The following is a 24,082-nucleotide window of genomic DNA, read 5'->3' as shown; positions in this document are numbered from 1 at the left end:
GGGCTATCGAAAGTAAGTTGTACTGGCTTCTAGACGCAGCGATGCGAGAAGATAACTGTCAGATATACCGTGGTGATAAAGTAGGAATATCGCCCGCCTAAGGCATATCGGGATTGATCTAATAAAAGTTGATAGGAGCAGAATAGCCAGTGTAATACCTAAAAAACGCATGGCAGCAATGAATACAAATTACCTTGAAGCTATATTTTTAGCGGGATGCGAGTTAATTGAGTGATAATTAGGCATTCACGCTCTTGCCGTGGCATTTTACGCATTAAACTCTTACAAAATGCAAACACTATCTACTGATAGATATATGAAAAGATGATTGCTATAATATTGGCATTCGAGTGTAAGAGGTTTGAGCGTGGAACAGACAAAAGTCATTATTATCGGCGGCGGTTTAGCGGGCCTATATACAGCAATGAAATTTGAAGCCTTAAATATTCCTTACGTTTTGCTTGAAGCGAAAAGCCAGCTTGGAGGGCGTATTAGCTCTGTGCCTACCGCCAATGTCAATCGGGAGCTGAGCGAGCCCGCAGATCAATTTGCAAGTAGTCATGACATGGGTCCGACCTGGATTTTCCCTCATCAATATAAAATGCAAGCCTTGGCAGCTGAGCTGGGAGTTGAGTTGTTTGAACAATACACGGTGGGGGATGTACTTTTTCAAGCACCTAACAGCACACAACCAAGGCAAATCGCTGGTGCAGGTGCGATGCAGTTGTTTCGAGTTGAAGGCGGCATGTATCAGTTGATCAATAAACTTAGTGCGGCAATAAAACTAAAGAACTCAAAATATAAAAAAGGATTTGCGCGTTCACAGCACACAATCAGACTGGGCCACTGCGTAAGCAATATCACCCAAGACGAGACAAGCGGACAGTGGACTATTTCTGGTCAAAATAGCTCTAAAGGGCATCGCTCTCACCAAAATCACTCTTATGATAAGCAAGAGCTCAAACATCAAGGCGAACTCCACCGTTTTGTTTACAGAGCAGAGCATTTAGTGCTCGCATTACCACCGCGTATTATTCAGCGCGATTTGGCGTCAAACGTGTGGGGTTCGCCTTTACTAAATCAACGTTTAACCACAGTGCAAACATGGATGGGCGCCCAAGCTAAGTTTGTTGCCACCTACCCTCTGGCCTTTTGGCGTGATAAAGGGCTGTCTGGCCAAGCGTTTAGCCAAGTTGGACCCATGATAGAAATGCATGATGCCAGTGCTAGCGACAATAGCAGCTATGGGCTGTTTGGGTTCATTGGTATTTCCGCAAAGCAGCGCAATCAATTAACTGAAGGCCAGTTAAAACGAGCCTGTCTCGATCAACTCGCATTTTTTTACGGTGAAGATGCGTATGGCGCAACGGATTGTTATATCAAAGATTGGGCGCAAGACAAATACACCACCACTGAGCACGATATAAACGAGCCATCGAAGCACCCTGAATTTAATATCCATGGGTTAGAAGTGGAACTAAAAACACGTAAACTGCACCTAGCGGGCAGTGAATTTTCACTACAAGACGCGGGGTATCTTGAAGGGGCATTACGCGCGGCAGACCAAGCGATAGAAGACATTATTAATAACGCGACAGCGCGTAAAGTATAAAGGCTAGTCCCCTCTAATCTATATCTCGAACGGATATTTAACCTGATCCGGTGCTTTTAGCACATCGACGTTGTCACTAGTCTGCGCTATTTGTTTATTGGACGTTGCAGGCTCAGTGACTAAAGATTGTTTAGCTTCATGCTCTGCGGCCCGTTTACTGGCTTGCTCGACTAAGTCTTTCATAAGCTGCGTTAGCACATCAATTCGGTCATTGATTAGCTCCAATCGTTGTTGCTGTGCTTCATTGAGGCTTGTTTTGCTTACCAGCGAATCACGTTCTTTTTCTAACGCTTCAATTTCCGCTTTAATTTCATCCAGCGTACGTTTATCAACGCCTAAACGGTTAGCCAACAAATACTCAAACGCTTGTTCACTAAAGGAGGCTTTTTCGTCATCGCTTTTATCTAATGCTGAAGTGCTATCTGCTTGGCTAACGGCCTCGCTCTGTGCCGATTGCTGCACAGCCAGTTCAGCGGCAAACGCTTGCCCTTTTGCCGTGACGTCTTGGGCATTATCGCCTTTCTTAGCGTATTCTCGCTGCCACTGTTCGTATTCAACACTGGTCACTAACATAAGATATTTCCTTCTTGGCGTATGAAAACAGGTCGTTACTGCTGATCAGCCAATGGACAAAAGCACCACAACCGCAAATGCGTTCAAACTATATAACGTCATGCGCTAAGACTTAGCAAAAACAGCGCCATTAGTTGAATAATTTAAACAACTAATTAGGTAATCAAAAGCAACACTCGCTCGTAATGTAACAGCATCCATTTTTACCTGCGAAATATTGAGGTGATATATACATGGCAAATGCCAGCGTTTATATCCCTCTGAGATTTTCAAAAACCATTCGAGATAAAAACGTCATTTTTATCGATTGCTCAAACCGTTGCCGTTGGTAAACGTAAAAAATAAAGATGAACTTCGCGTTTAAGGAAAGATTATGCGGGCCCCATTATAACAGGACTTCAATGATACCCAGATAAAGCAGGCACATTTAAGATGGGTATCTTTTTATCTCAATGAGTTAATGACGCCTACGATCGTAATATTAAATTATCCCCAACTAACCGTCTATCCCTTATACAGCCCAGTCAGAACGATAAATCACTGCAACCCTTTTTATCAAAACGTATTTGAGCAAGTATTCGCTTGCCAAAGCTAACGTAAAAAGAAACGATAACCGATCCTTTTTACGTTATAGACTCACTGAGTATTTAAAAGCGGAAATTTTATCTATATCGATATTTAACGGTTCTTTAATTGCTGTGTCTAAACCCTTTTTCTATAAGCTGCTGAACCTTTTTTTCAAGGGCGATTACCAACGCGGGATATTCGTCGGCGCGGTCTTTTTGCTCGGCAATATCATCCGTTAAATCAAATAACTGCGGCTTAGCTTCAAAGCCCATTTCGATGTCTTTATTGCTTAGCCATTTAGGTAAAGCTTTACTTGCGCTAATGGGCTGAACGTACTTCCAGTTATGCTTACGAAGTCCAACCGTACCCACTGCTTCTTCAAGTAGGTACGTTCGAGCGTGCTCGGTTTGGCCTAAAAATGCGTTCATAACATCAAGGCTATCAATGGCCTCGCTTTTAGCCAATGGCTGATCAACTAAGCCTGCCAATGACGCATAAATATCGACTTGGGATATAAGCGCGTTGCTGCGCGTATGGGCACTTTTGTTCGGCCAATATACAATCATAGGGACACGGGTTCCGCCTTCATACACACTGTACTTACCGCCGCGAAAAGGTCCAGCGGGCGAATGCTCACCAAGCATTTCAGCGGCCATATCGTCGTAACCATCGTCAAGCACCGGCCCGTTATCACTGGTAAATATCACGAGGGTATTGTCCGCAACACCCTGATAAGTCAGCTCTTGCATGACCCTGCCGACGACCCAATCCATTTGTGCAATAGCGTCACCTCTTGGCCCCATGGTGCTTTTACCTTTAAAGCGCTCGTTAGGTAAACGAGGAACGTGAATGTCTTGAAATGAAAAGAACAAAAAGAATGGATTTTTTTTGCTTTTCTCAATAAATTCCACTGCTTTTTCAGAAAAGACATCAGGGAACTCTTCGTCGACCCATAAGGCATTTTCTCCGCCACTCATACTACCAATACGACTAATGCCATTGACTATAGTTTGACTATGTTGCAAATCTGCTTTCATGCGCAGCAATTCTGGGTGTTCAACGCCGGTGGGGCGATGACCCACTTTATGCGCATAACTCACCTCTATAGGATCAGCGCTTTCAAGGTTAACCACTTTGTGGCCTTCTAAATACACAGTGGGCACTCTGTCTCCCGTTGCTGGTAGCAAAAAGCTGTAATCAAAACCAATTTCTAATGGTCCTGGCTTAACGTCTTTATTCCAGTCTACTGACCCATCGCCTAAGCCTAAATGCCATTTCCCAATCACACCCGTGGTGTAACCAGCTTTTTGTAACATACCGGGCAAGGTAGCTTTATCTGGGCGGATAAGCGCGGGGGCATCACCCGCCAAAATAGCAGCATTCTGACGAAAGCCGTGTTCACCCGTTAATAATGAGTAGCGAGAAGGCGTGCACGTTGAAGCTGTACTGTGAGCATCTGAGAAGCTCACACCTTTACTAGCCAATGCGTCTAAATTTGGTGTACTCACACCTACCGCACCATTAGGCGAAATATCCCCATACCCTAGGTCATCCACGTAAAAAATAACGACATTGGGCTTTTTTTGCAAAGGTTGTTCAGCAGCTAGTGCTGAAAACCCGACGACCAATGTGGAAACTCCCATTAGTAAGGCGTAATAACGTGAAATTGATGTATTGATAAAATTCATTATTTGTTACTCCTGAAAAGATCATAAGTCCGATCACTCAATTGAAAAATCAACCAGATGATTTATTGGTACTGCCATTTGCTGAGCCAAGGATCCTGAGTGTCTTGTTGAAACGTTTTAAGCTGTTGTATTAGCGCCTCTCGCACATCGTTAAATTGCGCTAAATAGGCGAGATTATGTTGCTCCTGTGGGTCTTTCTCTATATCGAATAATTCAAACTCAGGGCGATGTAAAAAGTCCTCGATTGGGCGACCCGCGTATTGAGTGATTCCGCGGCGACGCACATCTTGCCATATCAAGGATTGCTGCAAATCCGCAGCGAAGGGATAACTTAGTTCATGGGCAATATTCCAGATCAATTTGTAATGTTTGTTGCGCACCATTCGCATGGGGTAATACATCATCACCTCGTGCATAGTATGCGAGGCGAACACTTTATCCCAACCGGACTGTTGATCACTTTCTATTACTGGTTTGAATGATTTACCCTGCACTTTTGTGTTTGATAGCGACACATTTGCGTAATCTAAAATAGTGGGTGTTAAATCGATCCAGGACACCATCTGCTCATGACTTGGACAGTTTTGGATGTCTTGTTCACAAGCTTTGCTGATGTTAGTGTTACCGGGTGCTTTAACAATTAATGGTAGATGAATACCTGCGTCGTATAAGGTGGTTTTTGCTCCTGGAAAGGCAATGCCATTGTCTGACAAATATAAAATCAAGGTGTTCTGAAATTTCCCCTGAGCCGTAAGAACCTGAATGAGTCTGCCAATCCCCTGATCCAAGCGAGCAATAGATTGATAGTATTGTGCAAGTTCTTTGCGGGCTGCCTTTGTATCAGGTAAGTAAGGCGGAACTAACACATCTTCTGGCTGATAAACGACTTCAGTTATGCCAGGGTAACCTTGTTGGCGATTACCAAAAGTATTAGGTTGCGGGTAGGTTTCAAATGGAAAGCCACGATGGGGATCATCACTGGCAAAATATAAAAAGAATGGCTGTTTACTTTCTCCGATGAATCCTGCACTTTTATCGGCCATCTCAACTGGGCTACGTGCAATTGACTGCATATCGTTAGCAGCCCCTTTAGACAGTACTTCATCAAATTTATAAACGTCATCAGGCCCTAAGTGATACTTTCCTATACGTGCAGTTCGGTAGCCGTTTTCACCCAGCAAGACCGGCAGCGATTTCACATCATCAAAGCTACGAAAGTGATGCTGCTTATGCTCTAAACCATACATCCCATTGGTATGATTTTGCTGACCGGTTAAAATAACGGAACGACTTGGACTACAGCTCGACACAGTCGCAAAGGCATTATCAAAACGCGAACCGTCTCTTGCCAATGCATCAATGTTGGGCGTTTGTACTATCCCATTGCCGTACGCGCCTATAGCGTCTAAACCATGATCATCAGCAACGATCATAACTATGTTTGGTCTACTGTCTATTTCGTTTGTATCTGTTGCGCTATTAACCACAAAGTGAGCTGTGCACAAGGCCATGGTTATTACGCTCAATGGAACTTTTCTAATACGTCTCACAATAGAAGATCCTTGCAAATTGTGTAGTCTATGTCGCTGGACGCTAATAAAAGAACAGCGCCACAAATTATGTTGTGTGGCCTATTCGTTTTTTACAGGACGAAATCGATTAAGTGACGGGGGATAGCTTAGGTACAACGATGTCATGTCGTGTACCTAAGTAAGCAGGGTCAAAAGGTGTAAGACACTCCAACTAGCACTTGCTTTTCAGTCGCTATCCAGTGATACGGGTCATACTTATCCCCAGCACGGTACTCGAAGTGGTCACGGCGTAGCAGATTCAGAGCATCAAGAGTTAAACGAAAGCTCTCTGACACGTTATACGCGAGAGATAAATCCAATTGTCCAAAACCTTCTTGCGCCACTTCTGTGGTAACTAAGAAATCAGAACGATAGTTATAAGATAAACGCCCTGAAACTAAGTCATCTTCATAAATAGCGACCAGGTTATAACTGTTGTCTGATAAGCCTTCTAATGAAATATTAGGCAATAATGGATTTGGTGATGGTACGTCTGAGTCCACATAAGTGTAGTTTGCTTGTAAGCCTAGGCCGTCAAATGGCGCGGGTAAAAAGTCAAAAAACTGCTGATAGGCAAGCTCTAGCCCGCGAACTGTGCCGGAACCGCCATTACTTTTACGTAAAATAACAAAGTCGTTCCCGCCGATGGTTTCTGCACTCTCAGAGGTTTGTAAGAAACCATCTATGTCTTTGTAAAAAACAGTCGACGACGCTAAGCCACCGCTAGCGAAATAATACTCTAGGCTTAAATCCAAATTAGTTGCTGTGAAGGGGTCTAAATCTGGATTACCGCCGGTGCCTCGTCCTTGTTCGAAATTAAGATACAAAGACGGTGCTAAATCTCCAAAATGCGGTCGCGAAAATGTTTTAGAGCCAGCCATACGTACCAACAACTCATCATTTAATTCAATTTTTAGATTAAATGATGGCAAGAATTTTCCGTAATCTTTGTCGCTTTTAGTTCCTTCATAAATCGGACTGCCACTTCCATTTACATTACCGGTGTCAAAGAAATAATCAGCGCTGGTATTAGTTTGAACATAACGGCCACCTGCGTCGCCACTAATAAACAAACCGCCCATTTCAGTTTCAAAATTAGCTTTTAAATATACAGCTGTTACGTCTTCTTCATAATCAAATGAATCACGTGGATTTTCTGTTTCTGACTGCCCAGTAAATCCATAATAATCACGAATTTCGTCGTTGCGAGACAACAAATAATTCGGATTTACGGCGACATAACCATTTGGAAAGTTACCACCATCATATTCATCCATAAAGTTCTTCCATACACTGGGCTCTACCAAATTTAACGGATCATCGCTACCGTATGTTGCACCAGATGCATCAAAAATATGGTTATTCTGTACGTTCTTACTTGTACTTAAACTAGCAAAACGAAAACCAGCTTCGATCGAGCGAATAATGCCGTCATCAAATGCGTAATCGACGTCCATTTTTGCTGCAGATTCATCCGCTTTGAGTTGGCGACTTTCATGCCGCCACTGGACAATATTAAAATTACCTTCATCTGCCACATCAAAGTCACCAAAATCGACTGATGGCGGCTCACTTGGTAATCCGCTATTGTTAATTGTTACAGGCAAATCATCCCAGTTATCGCGAATTCTAGTATTGTGAAAATTCGTTTCGTTGTCGGTATTAACATAACTTACTTCACCTTCGATGATCCATGGGCCAGCGACCGTTTCGAAACCTAACGCAAGATCGTAAGTGGTCGTTTTACGATCATCTATCATGCTTAGCACGTCAAAGTTCATATCGCTTAACATCACCGACGCAGGGTATAAATTGTTAGCATCCATATTTGAGAAATCGCCGTCAATGGCGTTAGCGCCATTAAAACCCCATACAAATTCTTGGCGCAGCTGAGATGTTGAGTAATCGGTATATCCTGAGTCAAAATAGAATTTAGTATCACTATTAAGAGACACGTCTACACCTAGTGAGTACACTGTGCGTTCTCGATCGCCCCACGCCGGTGAAGAGTTAAGTGACGCACTGGTTTTAGCGCCTGCAGGAGCAGTGCCTCCAGCAAAGTCGCCTACAATTGGGGTTGAACTGGAGTTACGAACCAAGTCTTCACGGTATTCACGCTCTAAATACGATACTCCGAAAATAACCCCAATTTCGCCACCATCGTTGCCGTAATCCCAGATGTTACCAGCAACTAAAGAACCTCGAGGCGACCATTCTTTGGATAAATCGCCATAATGTTCTTTGAAACTACCTGCGATAGTTGGACCGTTTAGGCTCAAAGCATCAGTACGCTCGATATCTACCACACCACCAATTCCGCCCTCTAAAATATCTGCAGATACCGATTTATACACGACTACGGAACCAACAAGTTCGGCCGGAATATCTTCAAAACTAGCAAAACGATTGATACTTAAATCGGATGACCCGCCGAAGTAATTACGCCCATTGAGTAAAGTAGCAACTTCATCAAGACCACGAATTGACACACCAGACGCTTCCCCACGAGAACGTGAAATTTGGATACCAGGAATACGTTGTAGTGATTCTGCTACGTTTAAATCAGGAAACTTACCGATATCCTCAGCTGTAATAACATCAGCTACTTGAGCAGATTCCTGTTTGCGTGCAACAGAGCTAGCAATACTTGAGCGGATCCCAACCACTGAAATTTGCTCAATATCTTCACTCGCCCCAGGGGCAGGTGGATTTTCCTGAGCCCATAATTGCCCAGTACTAAGTATCATTGAAACCGCAGATGCTAAAATTGTGCGTTGTGTGCTGGCTTTCATTTCGTTCTCCGAAAATTTTTGTAGTGTGTGTCCGTTTTAGGCGCGAGCAACACGCCGCTCTCCTCAATCATCACTAGTCAGTACATCTGCGCAAAGCGCTCCTAAACGCGATATAACAGAACCAGCTTGCTTAATGCAGTGCTCAGCCTAAGCATGTAAATAAATTATCATTCAATTAACATAACCTCAACATATAAATGAAAACAGTTTCCTACATAAATCAATAATAATAAATATAATAACAACTTAAATAACTGAATTTAATGAGTTATTATTCAGACCATGAAAGAAATTCATTATTAAGAAATATTTAAAATGATATAAATGATAACGGTTTACCCGGCACGAAAACTTATCATTTGTTTTGAAATGAATATTAGTAGTAACTAGGATGTTGCATTAGACAGAAAAATGTACAGAGGGGGGGAATATGACTTCCGCTTAACAAAGAATATGTAAAAGCAACAGTATGAAGCGTTACAATTTTCAGTAAAATTACTTGTTATTTGAATGATGAGCGTGATATTTGACCTGCTCGGTGGTCCAACATTGCGGATATTACATACATAAGAGACTATTTTATGACGTACTTCTTTAGTCTTTATTGGTAAAGCGTACTTTGATGTTTTAGCCAACCATTAACATGGCGGTTATTTGGGTTTCAGTGGGTCCAGTGCACTACGCCAACTTTACTGCTGTATTCGTATTCACCAAGATATTAAACGGTTTCACATTGGGCGATATTCTTAATACGCGGAGCAAGATCTATATTGTGAGCAATTAAAATAGTCTGGCCTGATGAAAGCTTAAGAATAAACTCTTGGTGCTGGGAGCCACTATTATCATCACGCACCACAGTGCCGTTGACCTGAACGTCACTTTTGTGATTAGCATAAGCCTCTTGTAATGTAATGGCGTGGACAATACTTATCTCTTGAAATAACACGAACGTGAATAGCGACAGCAAAACCACACTGCGTACTTTTCGCATTATTTCACTACATAAGCCTGTTATCTTCACCGCATTTTTGAAAGGTTCATTCCAGCGTGATGTTATTAAAGCCGTATATATTTCCTTACGTACCATTCGTTTCTCCCTGAAAATCTATCGCCACTGGAAATAAAGCCCCTCTTGTAAGCTGGCATTTTACTTCCAACCACAGGGGCGCTGCTTTGGACAAAACACTCGTAGTACTGGCAATAAAAAATAATATCGATGGAGCCAAGTATGAATATTAAATAAATCAGCGTTATTTTTTAATCATTGCTCTGCCGTTCGGCCCAGTACAGCGAACAACCCAAAAGATGATATGCCTTTAGTAAAAGAGCAAAAATCCGTAAAAAAGAACAATAGGTCTAGTCTTCAAATGGTCTCAATTTTACTAAGCTATTTCGTATTTTTAGCTAGGCTTGAGTGCTATGCAATTTATAATTTACCCGCTGTATCAAGACTCAATAATCGGTTCAACATTTTGGGGAATCGTTTCAGACTCGACGCTCTCTTCCTGTTTTGCGCGCTCAGCTTTTGAAACGTATGAAGATTTTTTCTTACCGCTGTTTTTAGCGGCTACCGCTTTAATACGTTTTTTATGGATTTGTGTTAATTTTTTCTTTCGGTTCATGGAAATATCTTTGGTAAAGAGCCAAATTTAATGGCTGATTAATACGCCATATCGCGTTATTTTGACTATTATAGCGCAACAATAATGCCCTGTTGTTTTTCTTTCAATATGCGTTTGCAAAAACTGTTAATATGCGCGCGATAATTACTTAGCATCCATGACCAGCTCATTGATACGGGTGATAACGTTAATCCTTTTGCATTTTTTATAGGTAGTACCATGTCAGAAAAAACAACCAGAAACAGACGTATTCGTAAGAAGTTACATTTAGACGAATGGGCCATTTTAGGCTTTGAATTTAGCTGCAATTTAGCTGAAGCTTCAGAAGAAGAATATGAATTATTCTTCAACACATTCGCTGATATTGTTCTAGCCCAGCACCTTTACATTACGTTAAACGACGAGAGTGAAACACTACAAGGTTTTGTTACCTCTGCTGACCGTTACGGCAATGCAACAGAAGAAGATAAGGCTGCTATCGAAACATTCCTTAATGGTCAAGCTATTGCCAACGACGTTAAAGTCGGTGTTCTGGTAGATGCCTTTTACGATATCTAAATATAGTCACGTGAACGCTAACGTTAACGACACCAGCCGTTAACGTGCTTAAAGCCTAACGTACATCTGCATATTCATGATGTACGTTATTACCCATCAGTTTTAAACACGTAAAATTCCCCTAATCGTCACTCTATCGACACCACTAATATTTAACGTCCAAAAAAGCATGCTTCCACCCTTTCAATACAATAGTCAAATTGCGTTATACGCGTACGATTAAACAATAATACTAATCTCTACTTTCGTTTTCACATCCCACTCTGTTGCGCAGCGCTCTCAACCATCATAGTTAAACTGATCCAAATCAAAAATCTGCTCGAGTGACAGACTAAATTATCGGATACATATGTTTTAATGTAGACACTAACAAGGCTCAAAGTAACACGTCGTATCAAGGATAAATCGTGCTATCACTCGCAAGCGCTTATCTACCTATCGTTTTGTTAGTTTACCTGATGACAAAAAAAAACAATTTAGCCGCGAGCAAAGCTTTGCCCCTGTGCGCTGCAATAGCGTATTTGTTGATGTTAGTCGTTTTCAATTTCAAGGCTAATTTGGTTAATGCTTCGGTACTGAGTGGCTTATTGTTGGCATTAACACCGATTACGATCATCGCTGGCGCAATTTTTTTGTTCCGTTGCATGGAAGTCACAGGTGCACTTGAAATTATTCGTAATTGGCTAAATCAGATCAGTAGTAATGCTGTGGCACAACTGATGATAGTCGCTTGGGCCTTTGCCTTTTTAATCGAAGGTGCCAGCGGATTTGGTACGCCTGCAGCCATCGCCGCGCCTATTTTAGTAGGTTTAGGTTTTCCTGCCCTGCGGGTCGCTATATGTTGCCTTATTCTTAATACCATCCCCGTTACCTTTGGCGCTGTGGGTACACCCATTTGGTTTGGTTTGTCGATGACAGACCTAACATTTTCATTACTACAAAATGTAGCATGGAAGTCAGCGTTAATTAATACTGTGGCGGCCCCTTTTGTGGTTTTTGCTGCGCTGGCTTTTGTAGTCGAGAACAAACGTCAGCTTAAACAAAATTTTGCTTTTATAATTTTATCGACTTTCTCATGCACAACTCCCTACTTATTACTCAGTTCCGTTTCAGTGGAATTTCCGTCACTAGTCGGTGGGCTAATAGGGTTAGTGATAACGTTATTGTTAGCTAAATTTGGTATTGGGCTACACCGCGACACATCACCCTCCATTCAATCAGTCAATGTGCCTATTACCATGCTATTGAAAGCGAGTTTTCCACTATGGGGAACGGTAATGTTGTTGGTTATAACAAGGATCCCAGATCTAGGCATTAAAAGCCTATTACAACTAACCTCCCCTGCTTGGCACTTAGGGCTTGGTCAGTTAGGTGATTTTAGTATCAGCGCTGCACTGGTATTAAAACTAGAACATATCTTGCGAACCGATATCGTATGGCAGCACAACTTGTTATATGTTCCATCAATTTTGCCATTTCTTGTAATGGGAATTCTAACTTTATGGTGGTTTAATAACCACTCACTAATCGTAGTCTTAAGGCATACCAAAAATAGCATGCACAAACCCGTTGTTGCCTTATTGGGTGCACTCGTGTTTGTGAATATGATGATGCTTGGCGCTAAGGACTCAGCTGTGAGCCTAATTGGCCAAAATTTAGCGAGTGTTAGCGGTCAATACTGGGGCTTTTTCGCGCCATTTTTAGGTGCATTAGGTTCATTTTTTTCTGGATCAGCGACTATTTCAAATTTGACGTTCGCTGGAATTCAACAATCAATCGCCACCGAACTCAGCCTTAATATCACAACAATTATGGCTTTACAGTCCGTAGGCGCCGCTATGGGAAATATGATTTGTATCAATAATATCGTCGCGGTAACGTCAATCTTAGCGTTACAAAACAGTGAAGGTTACATCCTAAAACGCAGCATACTCGTGCTATTACTGTACGGCATGATTGCAGGTGCAATGGGGCTGTTGCTGAATTGAAGTAGACTAACGACAACAATCAAACTATCAAACTATCAAACTATCAAACTATCAAACTATCAAAATTGAACTATCGTAGTTAAGAGCTAAGCAAATTAACCAGCATTATGTTCTTTACGAACTAAATAGCAGTTTAAAACATACCAACATCAGATCCCCCTTGTTTATATATTTATAAAGACACTGGTTACAAATTCCATAAAAGCTAGTTTAGTGCATTGTCCACTGCCGTTTTCACCTACAAAAACGGGGAGTTTTATACCGTTAAATAACTATTTACACATAAGTGGTTAGACCAGTTAATTTTTGCTATACTCTTCAAAATATAATCAAAACAACCTTTTTGGAATTCTACTATGTTGCAATACAAAGCGCCGGTTATGGACATGAAGTTTCTTATTGAAGACGTGTTTAACTATTATCCTCATTATGCAAAATACCCCGAGTTTGCTGAAGCCACACCCGATTTAGTAGATGCGATACTTCAAGAATGTGCAAAGTTTTGTGAAAACGAACTCTTACCGCTAAATCAGAGCGGCGACAAAGAAGGCTGCAAGTTCGACAACGGGGTCGTCACCACACCGACTGGCTTTAAAGCGGCTTACAACAAATATGTTGAAGGTGGATGGCAGAGCTTATCTCACCCTGTTGAGCATGGTGGACAAGGCTTACCTCCTTCGTTAGGTATGGCAAAACAAGAAATGATGGGTACAGCCAATTGGTCATGGGCCATGTACCCTGGCTTGAGCCATGGAGCGATGAACACCATTCAAAGTCATGGTACTGAAGAGCAAAAAGAACTTTTCCTCACCCGTTTGACCGAAGGCACATGGACCGGAACTATGTGTTTAACCGAACCCCAATGCGGCACAGATTTAGGCCAAGTTAAAACCAAAGCCATACCAAATGACGACGGAACATATGACATTGTAGGTACTAAGATATTTATTTCTGCAGGTGAGCATGACTTAACCGATAATATTATTCATATTGTTTTGGCTCGCCTTCCAGGTGCGCCCGAGGGTACCCGCGGAATTTCATTATTCATCGTGCCAAAAATCCAAGTCGATCAACAAGGCAACTTAGGCGAAGGTAATAATGTTACATGCGGTGCCATTGAAGACAAAATGGGTATAAAGGCATCATCCACTGCAGTACTGAATTTTGACAACGCAAAAGGTGTGTTAATAGGTCCTGAAAATAAGGGCTTAGAATGTATGTTCACCTTTATGAACACTGCACGTGTAGGGACTGCGCTGCAAGGTGTCTGTGCCTCTGAATTAGCTTACCAAAACTCATTATTATATGCCAAAGACCGCTTATCGATGCGCGCATTAAGCGGCAAAAAATTCCCAGATAAAGTCGCCGATCCTATCATTGTGCATCCCGACGTGCGCAAAATGTTGATGACCCAAAAAGCCATCACTGAAGGTGGACGTGCCATGGTGTATTACACCGCCAAGATTGTTGACGAAATTGAAATGGCAAAGACCGACGAGGCACGTAAAGAGGCTGATGATAGATTAGGGTTTATCACTCCTATTTTGAAAGCCTTCTTAACAGAATTAGGCTGCGAAAGCGCCAGCCACGGTATGCAGATATTCGGTGGACATGGCTATATTAAAGAATGGGGCATGGAACAGATCGTTCGCGACGTGCGTATCGCCACCTTGTATGAAGGTACTACCGGCATTCAAGCACTAGATTTATTGGGTCGTAAAATATTATTAACGCGCGGTAAGTCACTAAAAGCATTCAGTAAAGAAGTTCTCGTTTTTTGCAAAAACAACAGCATGATTTCTAGCAACCCTCACAAACGACAAATGAATAAGTTCATCTGGGCGTTAAGCAAGAATGTAGCTAACTGGCAGCAATACACCATGCGCTTAGCCCTAAGAGCAAAAAAAGATCGCGATATAGTAGGCTCAGCATCAGTAGATTACCTAATGTATTCAGGCTATATCATGATGGGCTATTTCTGGGCGCAAATGGCGCAAACGGCCTACGAAAAATTAGCCACAGACGTTGAAAATCGTGACTTTTATCGAGCTAAAATAAAAACGGCAGAGTTTTATTTTGAACGCTTACTACCCAGAACAAAATCATTGGCTAAAACTATGATGGCTGACCCAAAAACCCTGATGCAACTAGACGAAAGCTTATTGTCTTTTTTATAAACGAGTATTTTTTGGCGCACTGGGTAGGAAAAACAAACCCACTCAGTGCTCCAGAATCATTGCACAGACGTTAAATTTAAACAAAAATAAAGCTAAAATTGAGTAGTAACTCAGGTGTAAGCCTAAGTGGAGTAAAGGTTACGCTTTTAAATAATCAATCAAAGCCTAAGGCTCGCATATCGAAACAGCCTTTCACATCACTAGGGCTTGAAGCGCTAGGCACTCGTGCCACCAGCGGCGCTTCCAATAAGTTCTGTAAACTTTGAATATTCTCTTGCAAAAATGGCATATCGGCTCCAAGTACATTCGCGACCCAACCTGCTACAACGAGTCCATCATGTTCAATAGCCTGCGCAGTTAATAACGCATGGTTGACGCAACCTAAACGCATACCTACAACTAAAATCACGGGAAGCTGTTGTGCGATGGCAAAATCAGACAAAAATTGCTCTCGTCCTTGGCTGTTTTTGCCCAGCGGTAAGCGCCAACCACCTGCACCTTCGACCAAAAGCACATCACTTTGCTTATTGACTAAATGCTGATACCCCAAATTGATGTCATGCAATTCAATAAGTTTACCCTCACCGTTAGCTATTTGTTTGGCACAAGCTAAGTGCGGCGCAATAGGCTCTTCAAATGCAACTGGGTTCACCTCTTCATAACCAAGCACGACGCTACTAACCTGTTGTAACAGCATGGCATCATCATTTCGTAAGCCCTGGGCACGACGCTCGCATCCAGCTGACACGGGTTTATAGGCGGCAGTAGAGAGGCCCACGTCATTACACGCGCCAAGCAGTGCGCAGCTTACAAAGGTTTTGCCCACTTCGGTATCTGTCCCAGTAACAAAAAAGGTATGTTGCACTGGATATTGCTGAACGTTATCTGACGACATAGCGCATTCCCTAAATTGATTTTTCGACAAAAATATTGACTAAGCGGTTTCAACTGAGCCGCTAGTTTTTAATTAGCATTTTTTCGGAGCTTCAAAAAGCACACGCTGTAGGTCAACGGTAATCCCTGAGTGTTGCCAAACTCACGCTGATAATACTGCTCTAAATACTGCAACGTTTGCCGACCAATCGTTTTTTGCCGGGTGTTGCTCGTTACCACATTAGCCCCAATCTGTTTCATTGAGCCAAGCAGTTCCCGTACATTTGCATGCCAAGTGATAAAGTTTTTCTGCAGCATTTCAACCTGTAAACCGGCTGCTTTAGCGGCATTAAACCAATTTTCAGCTGAGTCAAAATGGTTTATTTGTCGTTCACTATCAATATGCTGCCAACAGGCATCCAATTCATGCATTGAGCCTGTACACATAATGGCCAGTACGCCTTGTGCATTTGGCGCTAACACGCGATTGATTTCACGGCACACCAGCGCACTATTATTACACCATTGCAGCGCCATAGAGGAAAACACACCACCTGCTGTGTTGTCGCCAATGGGAATATGCTCAGCATCTCCCTGTATCCACTGTATGCTTTGAACTTTACCGGCCTGTTGCTCAGCGGCCTTATTCGTCGTCGTTTGTTGTGCGTATTGCAACATGCCAAAAGCCAAATCCATAGCCATAATATGTTGATGACTATTTATATTCAAAGCCGCTAACTGTCTGGTAACACGACCCGTGCCACAGCCAATATCTAAAATATATTTCGAGGATTTTTCTGCCGAACCGCCCTCTTTAAGACCATAAGCTTGCTGCTTGAATAACCTTAGGGCGTCACGGGCGATATCAATTTGTACCTGAGCGGCACAGTCGTAACGCTTAGCCGCCCGGCTAAACTGCGAGGCTATGCGTCGTTTGAGTTGCAGCTCTTTACTTGTTCTAACACAGGTATTATCGCTTATGTCGACTAAGCTGCTCGCGCTGGTTTTGATGTTTTTAGTCACATTGACACTCAAGCTGGCCAATTGTGATTTGTCAGCTATCAATTCAAGTACAACTCACGGTATTACTCACCAATTTTCACCCATGACTTTTTTTCTCCCATCACGAGTACCAGAGCATCGACCAGCGCCTGAATATCTTTTTTGTGATGGGAAGCACTTAGAGTAATGCGTAATCGGTCTGTGCCTTTTGGCACCGTTGGCGTACGGATGGCACTGACCCAAAGGCCCATATTACGTAACCGTTGACTAATCAAAACAGCCTGCTCTGGGCTGCCAATAATAATGGGTTGAATAGCCGTCATGGATGGCGTTATCGCTACGCCAGCAGCGGTAGTTAACTGGCGAAAGTAGGCAATATTATCGTGTAAAAGTGCGCGCTGATCATTTTGCTCAATGGTATGTAAGCTAGCCAATGTTGCCACTGCCTGAGCAGGTGGCATTGCCGTGCTGTATATGTAATGCTTAGCAAAATTCGTCAGATAGTCGATTAGGTCTCGGCTACCCGCGATAAACGCGCCAGCAGTGCCAATTGCTTTCCCAAAGGTGGCCATTAGCACAGGTACTTGCTGTTGATTTAAACCATGTTTTTCAACTGCACCCATACCTGTTTTGCCTAGCACGCCAAAACCATGAGCATCATCTACCATTAGCCATGTTTTATACTGCTTACTAATGACGGCAAGTTCGCTCAAAGGAGCCTCATCGCCGTCCATACTGAACACACCTTCGCTAGCCAGCAAAATATCTTGTGTTGGTCTATTGGTGCCTGCAAATATTTTATCGAGCTGCTTCTGTAAATGTGCACAGTCGTTATGTGCAAAGCGGCGCAGTGTGGCGTCACTGGCCACTGCTCCATCAAGCAACGATGCATGCATGAGTTTGTCAGCAACAATAAATCCTTCAGTTGCGCTTTTTGAGCCCAATGGCAACTGGAACAACGCCTGACAAAGTGCTTGATTAGCAGCGAAGCCCGAATTAAACAACAGCACTGCCTCACGCCCTAACGCATTAGCTAAATGGTCTTGCAATGCTTGATGTGCTTGAGTATGCCCAGTAACCAACGGTGATGCCCCGCTGCCACCGCCAAATTGACCAATACCGTCAACCCACCCCTGCATAACAGCAGTAGATTGCCGCATACCAAGATAATCATTACTCGAAAAATTGAGGTAGTGCTGGCCACCCACTTCAATTAACGCACCGACCGCTGAGTCTAACGTTGTAACTTGGCGAAACACGTTATCTTTACGCCGCGCAGCGAGCGCAGCTTGAATAAAATCAAATGCCATTAACGGGTCACCGTCTCAGTATTCTTTTGGGTCGCATCGTAAAATAACGCTGACGCCTGAGGCGCTTCTTTACTTTGTATTTCGTCTAGTAAAGCGGCTTGATGTGCTTCATCAGAGAATTCACGCGTCTGCCTAGCGTTAATACCGAGTTTTTTGAACAACGTTACGTCCTCATGAGTTTCTGGGTTTGACGTAGTTAACAATTTACACCCATAGAAAATCGAATTAGCCCCGGCCATAAAGCACATGGCTTGCATCTGTTCGTTCATCGCTTCACGTCCTGCAGACAAACGAACAAACGACTTGGGCATAATGATACGCGCGACGGCTATAGTGCGAATAAACTCAAAATAATCTAAATCTTCGACGTTTTCCATAGGCGTACCTTTAACCTTCACCAACATATTGATAGGCACACTTTCTGGATGATGATCTAGATTAGCTAACTGTATCAATAAACTTGAACGGTCAGAACCTGTTTCACCCATGCCTACTATACCGCCAGAACAAACATTCATACCCGCTTCGCGCACATTATCGATGGTGTTTAAGCGGTCTTGATAGGTACGCGTGGTAATAATATCACCATAAAATTCAGGTGAGGTATCTAAGTTGTGATTGTAGTAATCAAGTCCCGCTTGCTTTAAAGCGACCGCCTGAGCACGGGTTAACATGCCCAATGTCATGCAGGTTTCTAACCCCAGCTTTTTCACTTCGCGAACCATATCGACCACGTAGGGCATATCGCGATCCTTCGGGTTTCGCCATGCAGCCCCCATACAAAAACGCGTAGACCCAGCAGCTTTTGCTTCTTGGGCCCGTAAAATGACTTTCTCGATTTCCATCAGGCGCTCTTTTTCAAGCCCTGTGTCGTAACGAGCACTTTGCGGACAGTATTTGCAGTCTTCGGGACAAGCCCCAGTTTTTATTGATAATAAAGTGCTGACCTGTACATAATTCGGATCGAAGTTAGCGCGATGCACACACTGGGCTTTAAACAACAGATCATTAAACGGTAAAGAAAATAGTGCATTTACTTCTGCAAGAGACCAATCGTGACGAATAGAATCAGACCCTTGGCCGGCGTTAGCAGAATGATTTTGAGAATGGCTTTGGGCTGCACGTTGGTTTTGGGCTTGAGAAAGTGCATTATCTGGTGCTTCGACGCTGACTGACATAGTTGATCCTTTACATCATTATAATTCGCGCTTAGTCTAAGTCCGCTCGACACATTGTCAACTAAATTTCATATTTAAACTTTACAAGTGAGTATTTTTTGAACAGTTCAATTCAGGCAAACCTCGCCTTCGATCAACGGCATATATGGCATCCCTATACATCAGCAATAGATCCTCTACCGTGCTATCAAGTCTCCGGTGCCCATGGCGTACATATTCACTTGGCGACAGGCGAAAAACTGGTGGATGGTTGCTCATCTTGGTGGACCGCTATTCATGGCTATAATCGCGCTGAGTTAAATCAAGCCGCAAAAGACCAAATTGACGATTTCTCCCATGTCATGTTCGGCGGTTTGACCCATCAACCCGCGATTGATCTATGTCGTAAATTAATCGACATCACACCATCTGGTTTAAATAGAGTATTTTTGGCCGACTCGGGCTCAGTGTCAGTAGAAGTCGCCATGAAAATGGCATTGCAATATTGGGCTTGCCAAGGCAGCCCAAATAAACACCGCTTTATTACGCCGCGCAATGGCTATCATGGTGATACGTTTGCCGCAATGTCAGTATGCGATCCGATTAATGGCATGCATTCATTATTTACTGACGCGCTTGCCAAACAAATTTTCGCCCCGGCGCCGCAAACCCGTTTTGGGCAAACATGGAACGAGGATGATATAGCGCCGCTCGAAGAATTAATCCAGCAACATCATAATGAACTCGCCGCCCTAGTACTTGAACCTGTGGTGCAAAACGCCGGGGGTATGCGTATTTATCATCCGCACTATTTAAAGCGTGCGCGTCAGCTGTGTGATGACTATGGTTTGCTGCTGATTTGCGATGAAATTGCCACTGGCTTTGGTCGTACAGGCAAGTTATTCGCCTGTGAGCATGCTGATATTAGCCCTGATATTCTATGCATAGGAAAAGCGCTGACTGGTGGCTATGTAACCCTCGCAGCAACCCTGTGTACTGAAGATGTAGCCCAAGGCATTTGCCAAGGCAGTCCAGGGGTATTTATGCACGGTCCAACCTATATGGGCAATCCACTGGCGTGTGCGATTGCAAATGCAAGTTTAGATATTATTGCCTCAGGTGAATGGCAACACCAAGTACGTAATATCGAATATCAATTGAATAATGAATTGAATAAATGCCGAGAGCTTGATGCGGTAGCTGATGTACGGGTTTTAGGTGCGATTGGCGTAGTAGAATGCAAGTCGCCGATTGATGTCGCTACCATGCAACGAAAGTTTGTGGAAGCTGGCGTGTGGATCCGTCCTTTTGGAAAGTTAGTGTATATTATGCCTCCCTATATTATTTCCCCTGATGAACTAACCCAATTAACGCAGGCGATATATGAAGTGTTAGGTCAATAATTCGGTAGTAATGCATTAACAATATCACATTGCTAGTGCATTACGGGTGGTGTGATATCCATATGTTTGACTTGATGAGCTAATAACGTTGCTGCTGGATCTTGGGGACATTGACGGATAAAATATTGATAATCGATAACGGCGAGTTGCGGGCATTGTAACTCGTGTAATAGTACCCCCCTATCTCGTCTTTCATAGGGATTATTTGGGCATAAGTGAATCAACAAATCGATACTTCGAAGCGCATGTTCATAGCGCTTCGCGTTGATTAACGAAAATTTTACCTGATGCAACATATGTACAACGACTTCGTCGTTGCTGGCAGGCTCTAACGCTTCTTTAGGCATAGACTCATTATCAATTTCCTCTATGACATTAAAGTACATTTGCCTAAGGGTATCATTGTCAAGCACGCGCCCATCGATAGGATCAATAAGTACACTGTGAACTTGAGTATCGTGGTCAGTTTTTTCTGAACAGCTTATTTCAGGTGGCAGTGTTAACGTATCTGATAGTACTTTATCTTCCTGGCATGCTATGTCACATCTCAACAAGAAGTGCCCAGGGAAGTTAACACATCGGACATTAAAGCCAAGACACTGGCCTAGATGACTAAACAGCACAGCTAACGTGACCGGTGTGCCACTGCGATAAACCAAGACCTCGTGCAATAAACTTTGCTTGCATGCATCCCCACTGTTGTGAGCGCCGGTAAACGCGAGATCGCGATAAAAAAAGTGAACTAAGCGTAAAAAAGCGGAGTGATCAGGCTGAGATATATGCGCTAAAACACGGGCGTGTTTAGCCCATTTATCAAGTTGTTGTAAACAATCAGAGATATCCGTATCTATCCCAACACTATGACGGCTAGCTAATAACCCCGCACATAACAGTTGTTCACTTTGTATTGTTTGCTCTAAATACTGCACCGAGACATTACCTTTTCCTTACCCTGTCTCTTTTATCGGAAAGAACCGCGTATTCTTGATATCAAATTTGTGTAATTTTTATCTCAAATGGAAAGACCGGAAATAAAGTTGCCTAGCAGAGTGTAGGCAACAGGGGTATGTATATGGAGCAAGCGTTATTTGAATTAAGAAAACAAAATAGCCTGTTTAGATACAGCCACCAGAGCAGTGAAAGCAATCCAGCTTAATGCACCCACAAAGCCTATTATGCGCATAAAAGTCGTGCGAGCCATTTTAAGTGCCAACGCCACCATGAAAACGTACATAAACAAGCCAACCAGCTTCTCGGTTACCCAAGGCGTAACGAACGGGTATTGGCTAATAAGCACACATAGGGTTCCGGCACTTAATATCAAGAAAGTATCCACGATATGAGGCGTAATTTTCACCCACTTTTTTTGCAACATGCTTGAACCTGTCATTGTCCAAAAGAAGCGAATTAAAAATAATAAAACGCTCAAGGCGATACAGGTTAAATGAAGGTGTTTTACTGCGGTGTACAACATGGATGGTCCTTATAAAATCAAATTGGGTTTAGTTAACGTTAAGTAATGATAATGTGATGGTCGCCATGCACAACGGCGGGCATCGTCACGTGAAACTAAAAAATAATATCAGTGTATATATTAACGCACACAATCTAATGTGACGTCCTCAACTTTATCGATATTTTGGGTTAATAAGGCAATCAAGCTTGGATCAAACTGACTACCACTAAGCTCTTTCATACGTCTCATGACCTTGGATACTGGCCAAGCTTCAGCATATTTTGATTGGCAACGCAGCACATTATAAGCAATTGCTACCGACGCAATACGTGAATATAGATGAATGTTTTCACCGCATAATCCGTTGGGATATCCTTTTCCATCCCAGTGCTCGTAATGTTCTTTCGCTATCGTCGCGGCAATTTTAATTAACGGACGTTTCGAACTTTTAAGTAATCGATAACCAAATTTGGTGTGCTTGGCAATTAAATCAATATCTTTAGCACTCGGTGTATCCGTATCGAACAACGCGTGTGTGGGCACAAATAGGTTACCAATGTCATGCAGCGGTACAGCTGACGTCAACAAACGCAACTGCTCTTCATCAAACCCGAGCGCTTGGCCTAAAATGTGGCACACTTTTACGGTTCGCAAAGTATAATATTCTGGGTCGACGCCCTCTTCCATCGCTTGACCCAAGCGTTCAATTATTTCTCGCTGGGTATCTTCGATGTCTTTTGTCAGCATAATATTATCGAATGCAATTTGAACATTTTGAGAGAAAATTTCTACTAGCTTTTTCTGTGCATCACTAAGACGTTTCGGCAACCCCGATAAATATAATAACGAGCCACAATGTGTATGACTCTCGCAGTAGGCCACTAAATATTCGTCTGCATATACCAAGGTTTTTTCATCTAAAGCGGTACGACAGGCACTCAATTGCTCGCCAGATAAGACGTTGGGAAGCGCTTTTCCCGCCGCATTTTTATACTCACCTTGCCCCGTAAATACAAAAAGATTATCTAACGAGTCAGTCCTTGATTGAGTAATGGGATTAGGGCCCGCTACAGCACACGTGAGGTATGCCGCATCTTTCCCCCCACCTAACAAGGAAGATAATTGCTGAACAATTCCTTCGATAAAACTCTCAACAGAATGAATGCGAAATAGATTGGCTGAGGCAGAAATGATTTTTTCTAGCCCAATTCGATTTTCATTGATGGCCACAATATCTCGGTAAGAGCGCAGCGCGGCAATCACGACCGTAAATAACTTTTGCGCCGTTAGTTCGGTCTTCGATTTATAGTCATTAATGTCATAGTTAATGATGACATCTCGCTCTGGCGCTTGACCTGGCTGACCGGTACGTAAAATAATACGAATAAAGTGGTTTTTGGCTTCGTTACGGATAAAATCGGCAATTTTTAAGCCCGCATCGTCCGTTTCCATAACTACATCTAACAGAACAACGGCGATATCATGATTATTAAGTAAGATTTCTCTGGCTTGTTCACCACTGTATGCACTAATGAATGTTAAATTTTTATTCTGAAACTCAAAATCATTTAACGCCAATTTGGTGACCGTATGAATTTCAGGCTCATCATCTACAATTAAAATTTTCCATGAGCCCTTATATTGGACTTCATCTTCGTCAGAATCTTCTGCAAATATCAACTCGTCATTCATACATCTCTTCCCTTCGCCTCTGCGATTTTAACTTGATATCG

General features: G+C 42.8%; 18 protein-coding genes. 5 read left to right on the top strand and 13 right to left on the bottom strand.

The genetic code is table 11. The features are described from left to right. Window positions 1–367 precede the first annotated feature (367 nt). Window positions 368–1,612 (top strand): FAD-dependent oxidoreductase, encoded by a 1,245-nt coding sequence (locus GQS54_RS19270; protein ID WP_166425546.1) that lies wholly within the window; start codon window positions 368–370, stop codon window positions 1,610–1,612. An 18-nt stretch (window positions 1,613–1,630) separates the two neighbouring features. Here GQS54_RS19270 and GQS54_RS19265 read toward each other — a convergent pair whose 3' ends face one another. From GQS54_RS19265 to GQS54_RS19240, 6 genes are all read right to left on the bottom strand, one after another. Further along, window positions 1,631–2,185: a hypothetical protein gene (locus tag GQS54_RS19265; RefSeq protein ID WP_166425545.1), complete on the bottom strand. Its 555-nt coding sequence runs from the start codon at window positions 2,183–2,185 to the stop codon at window positions 1,631–1,633. Between the two features lie 689 nt (window positions 2,186–2,874). Further along, window positions 2,875–4,440, bottom strand: coding sequence for an arylsulfatase (locus GQS54_RS19260; protein WP_166425544.1), 1,566 nt, complete (start codon window positions 4,438–4,440; stop codon window positions 2,875–2,877). Window positions 4,441–4,502: 62 nt separating this feature from the next. Beyond that, window positions 4,503–5,990 carry a sulfatase gene (locus GQS54_RS19255; protein ID WP_346766594.1) on the bottom strand — a complete coding sequence of 496 codons (1,488 nt, stop codon included), beginning with the start codon at window positions 5,988–5,990 and terminating at the stop codon, window positions 4,503–4,505. A gap of 170 nt (window positions 5,991–6,160) precedes the next feature. Beyond that, window positions 6,161–8,803: a TonB-dependent receptor gene (locus GQS54_RS19250; protein WP_166425543.1), complete on the bottom strand. Its 2,643-nt coding sequence runs from the start codon at window positions 8,801–8,803 to the stop codon at window positions 6,161–6,163. A 718-nt stretch (window positions 8,804–9,521) separates the two neighbouring features. Beyond that, entirely contained in the window at window positions 9,522–9,890 is a 369-nt protein-coding gene (locus tag GQS54_RS19245; RefSeq protein ID WP_240920013.1) for a DUF3465 domain-containing protein, read from the bottom strand. 358 nt (window positions 9,891–10,248) lie between these two features. After that, window positions 10,249–10,425, bottom strand: a complete 177-nt coding sequence (locus GQS54_RS19240) for a DUF2986 domain-containing protein (protein ID WP_166425542.1) — start codon at window positions 10,423–10,425, stop codon at window positions 10,249–10,251. 219 nt (window positions 10,426–10,644) lie between these two features. Between GQS54_RS19240 and GQS54_RS19235 the strand changes: the two genes are divergently transcribed. From GQS54_RS19235 to GQS54_RS19225, 3 genes are all read left to right on the top strand, one after another. Next, complete coding sequence (locus tag GQS54_RS19235) at window positions 10,645–10,983, top strand: 50S ribosome-binding protein YggL (protein ID WP_166425541.1); 339 nt, start codon at window positions 10,645–10,647, stop codon at window positions 10,981–10,983. A 407-nt stretch (window positions 10,984–11,390) separates the two neighbouring features. Beyond that, window positions 11,391–12,971, top strand: coding sequence for an L-lactate permease (locus GQS54_RS19230; protein WP_166425540.1), 1,581 nt, complete (start codon window positions 11,391–11,393; stop codon window positions 12,969–12,971). A gap of 356 nt (window positions 12,972–13,327) precedes the next feature. Next, the gene (locus GQS54_RS19225; RefSeq protein ID WP_166425539.1) at window positions 13,328–15,148 is read left to right on the top strand and encodes an acyl-CoA dehydrogenase C-terminal domain-containing protein; all 1,821 of its coding nucleotides are present in this window, start codon (window positions 13,328–13,330) and stop codon (window positions 15,146–15,148) included. Between the two features lie 154 nt (window positions 15,149–15,302). On the opposite strand, the gene bioD is transcribed toward GQS54_RS19225, so the two are convergent. The 4 genes from bioD to bioB all read right to left on the bottom strand — a co-directional run bounded on the left by bioD (window position 15,303) and on the right by bioB (window position 19,511). Beyond that, a complete protein-coding gene (bioD, locus tag GQS54_RS19220) occupies window positions 15,303–16,043 on the bottom strand; it encodes a dethiobiotin synthase (RefSeq protein WP_166425538.1) in 741 nt (246 codons plus the stop codon). Window positions 16,044–16,111: 68 nt separating this feature from the next. Further along, window positions 16,112–17,044, bottom strand: coding sequence for a methyltransferase domain-containing protein (locus tag GQS54_RS19215; protein ID WP_346766593.1), 933 nt, complete (start codon window positions 17,042–17,044; stop codon window positions 16,112–16,114). Window positions 17,045–17,106: 62 nt separating this feature from the next. Then, entirely contained in the window at window positions 17,107–18,333 is a 1,227-nt protein-coding gene (locus tag GQS54_RS19210) for an 8-amino-7-oxononanoate synthase (protein ID WP_166425537.1), read from the bottom strand. Beyond that, window positions 18,333–19,511: a biotin synthase BioB gene (gene bioB / locus GQS54_RS19205; RefSeq protein ID WP_240920012.1), complete on the bottom strand. Its 1,179-nt coding sequence runs from the start codon at window positions 19,509–19,511 to the stop codon at window positions 18,333–18,335. The genes GQS54_RS19210 and bioB overlap by 1 nt, the downstream gene beginning before the upstream one ends. Before the next feature lie 98 nt (window positions 19,512–19,609). Between bioB and bioA the strand changes: the two genes are divergently transcribed. After that, entirely contained in the window at window positions 19,610–20,893 is a 1,284-nt protein-coding gene (gene bioA / locus GQS54_RS19200; protein ID WP_166425536.1) for an adenosylmethionine--8-amino-7-oxononanoate transaminase, read from the top strand. 32 nt (window positions 20,894–20,925) lie between these two features. Here bioA and GQS54_RS19195 read toward each other — a convergent pair whose 3' ends face one another. The 3 genes from GQS54_RS19195 to GQS54_RS19185 form a co-directional block, all read right to left on the bottom strand. Further along, on the bottom strand, window positions 20,926–21,822 hold the full coding sequence (locus tag GQS54_RS19195; RefSeq protein ID WP_166425535.1) for a tetratricopeptide repeat protein: 897 nt from the start codon (window positions 21,820–21,822) through the stop codon (window positions 20,926–20,928). 164 nt (window positions 21,823–21,986) lie between these two features. After that, window positions 21,987–22,364, bottom strand: a complete 378-nt coding sequence (locus tag GQS54_RS19190; RefSeq protein ID WP_166425549.1) for a SirB2 family protein — start codon at window positions 22,362–22,364, stop codon at window positions 21,987–21,989. Window positions 22,365–22,487: 123 nt separating this feature from the next. Continuing rightward, a complete protein-coding gene (locus GQS54_RS19185; protein ID WP_166425534.1) occupies window positions 22,488–24,041 on the bottom strand; it encodes a DUF3369 domain-containing protein in 1,554 nt (517 codons plus the stop codon). Window positions 24,042–24,082: the final 41 nt, after the last annotated feature.

This window comes from Paraglaciecola sp. 20A4 (assembly GCF_011378905.1).
Lineage (GTDB): Bacteria > Pseudomonadota > Gammaproteobacteria > Enterobacterales > Alteromonadaceae > Paraglaciecola.
The sequence above is the reverse complement of the archived record's forward strand: the minus strand, read 5'-3'. Positions and strand labels throughout refer to the sequence as shown.

Bases quoted from the DNA above. Each gene is read 5' to 3' on its own strand.
- bioB (WP_240920012.1), bottom strand. From the start codon at position 19,511: ATGTCAGTCAGCGTCGAAGCACCAGATAATGCACTTTCTCAAGCCCAA.
- bioD (WP_166425538.1), bottom strand. From the start codon at position 16,043: ATGTCGTCAGATAACGTTCAGCAATATCCAGTGCAACATACCTTTTTT.
- GQS54_RS19225 (WP_166425539.1), top strand. From the start codon at position 13,328: ATGTTGCAATACAAAGCGCCGGTTATGGACATGAAGTTTCTTATTGAA.
- GQS54_RS19260 (WP_166425544.1), bottom strand. From the start codon at position 4,440: ATGAATTTTATCAATACATCAATTTCACGTTATTACGCCTTACTAATG.
- GQS54_RS19245 (WP_240920013.1), bottom strand. From the start codon at position 9,890: ATGGTACGTAAGGAAATATATACGGCTTTAATAACATCACGCTGGAAT.
- GQS54_RS19210 (WP_166425537.1), bottom strand. From the start codon at position 18,333: ATGGCATTTGATTTTATTCAAGCTGCGCTCGCTGCGCGGCGTAAAGAT.
- GQS54_RS19185 (WP_166425534.1), bottom strand. From the start codon at position 24,041: ATGAATGACGAGTTGATATTTGCAGAAGATTCTGACGAAGATGAAGTC.
- GQS54_RS19235 (WP_166425541.1), top strand. From the start codon at position 10,645: ATGTCAGAAAAAACAACCAGAAACAGACGTATTCGTAAGAAGTTACAT.
- GQS54_RS19250 (WP_166425543.1), bottom strand. From the start codon at position 8,803: ATGAAAGCCAGCACACAACGCACAATTTTAGCATCTGCGGTTTCAATG.
- GQS54_RS19265 (WP_166425545.1), bottom strand. From the start codon at position 2,185: ATGTTAGTGACCAGTGTTGAATACGAACAGTGGCAGCGAGAATACGCT.
- GQS54_RS19240 (WP_166425542.1), bottom strand. From the start codon at position 10,425: ATGAACCGAAAGAAAAAATTAACACAAATCCATAAAAAACGTATTAAA.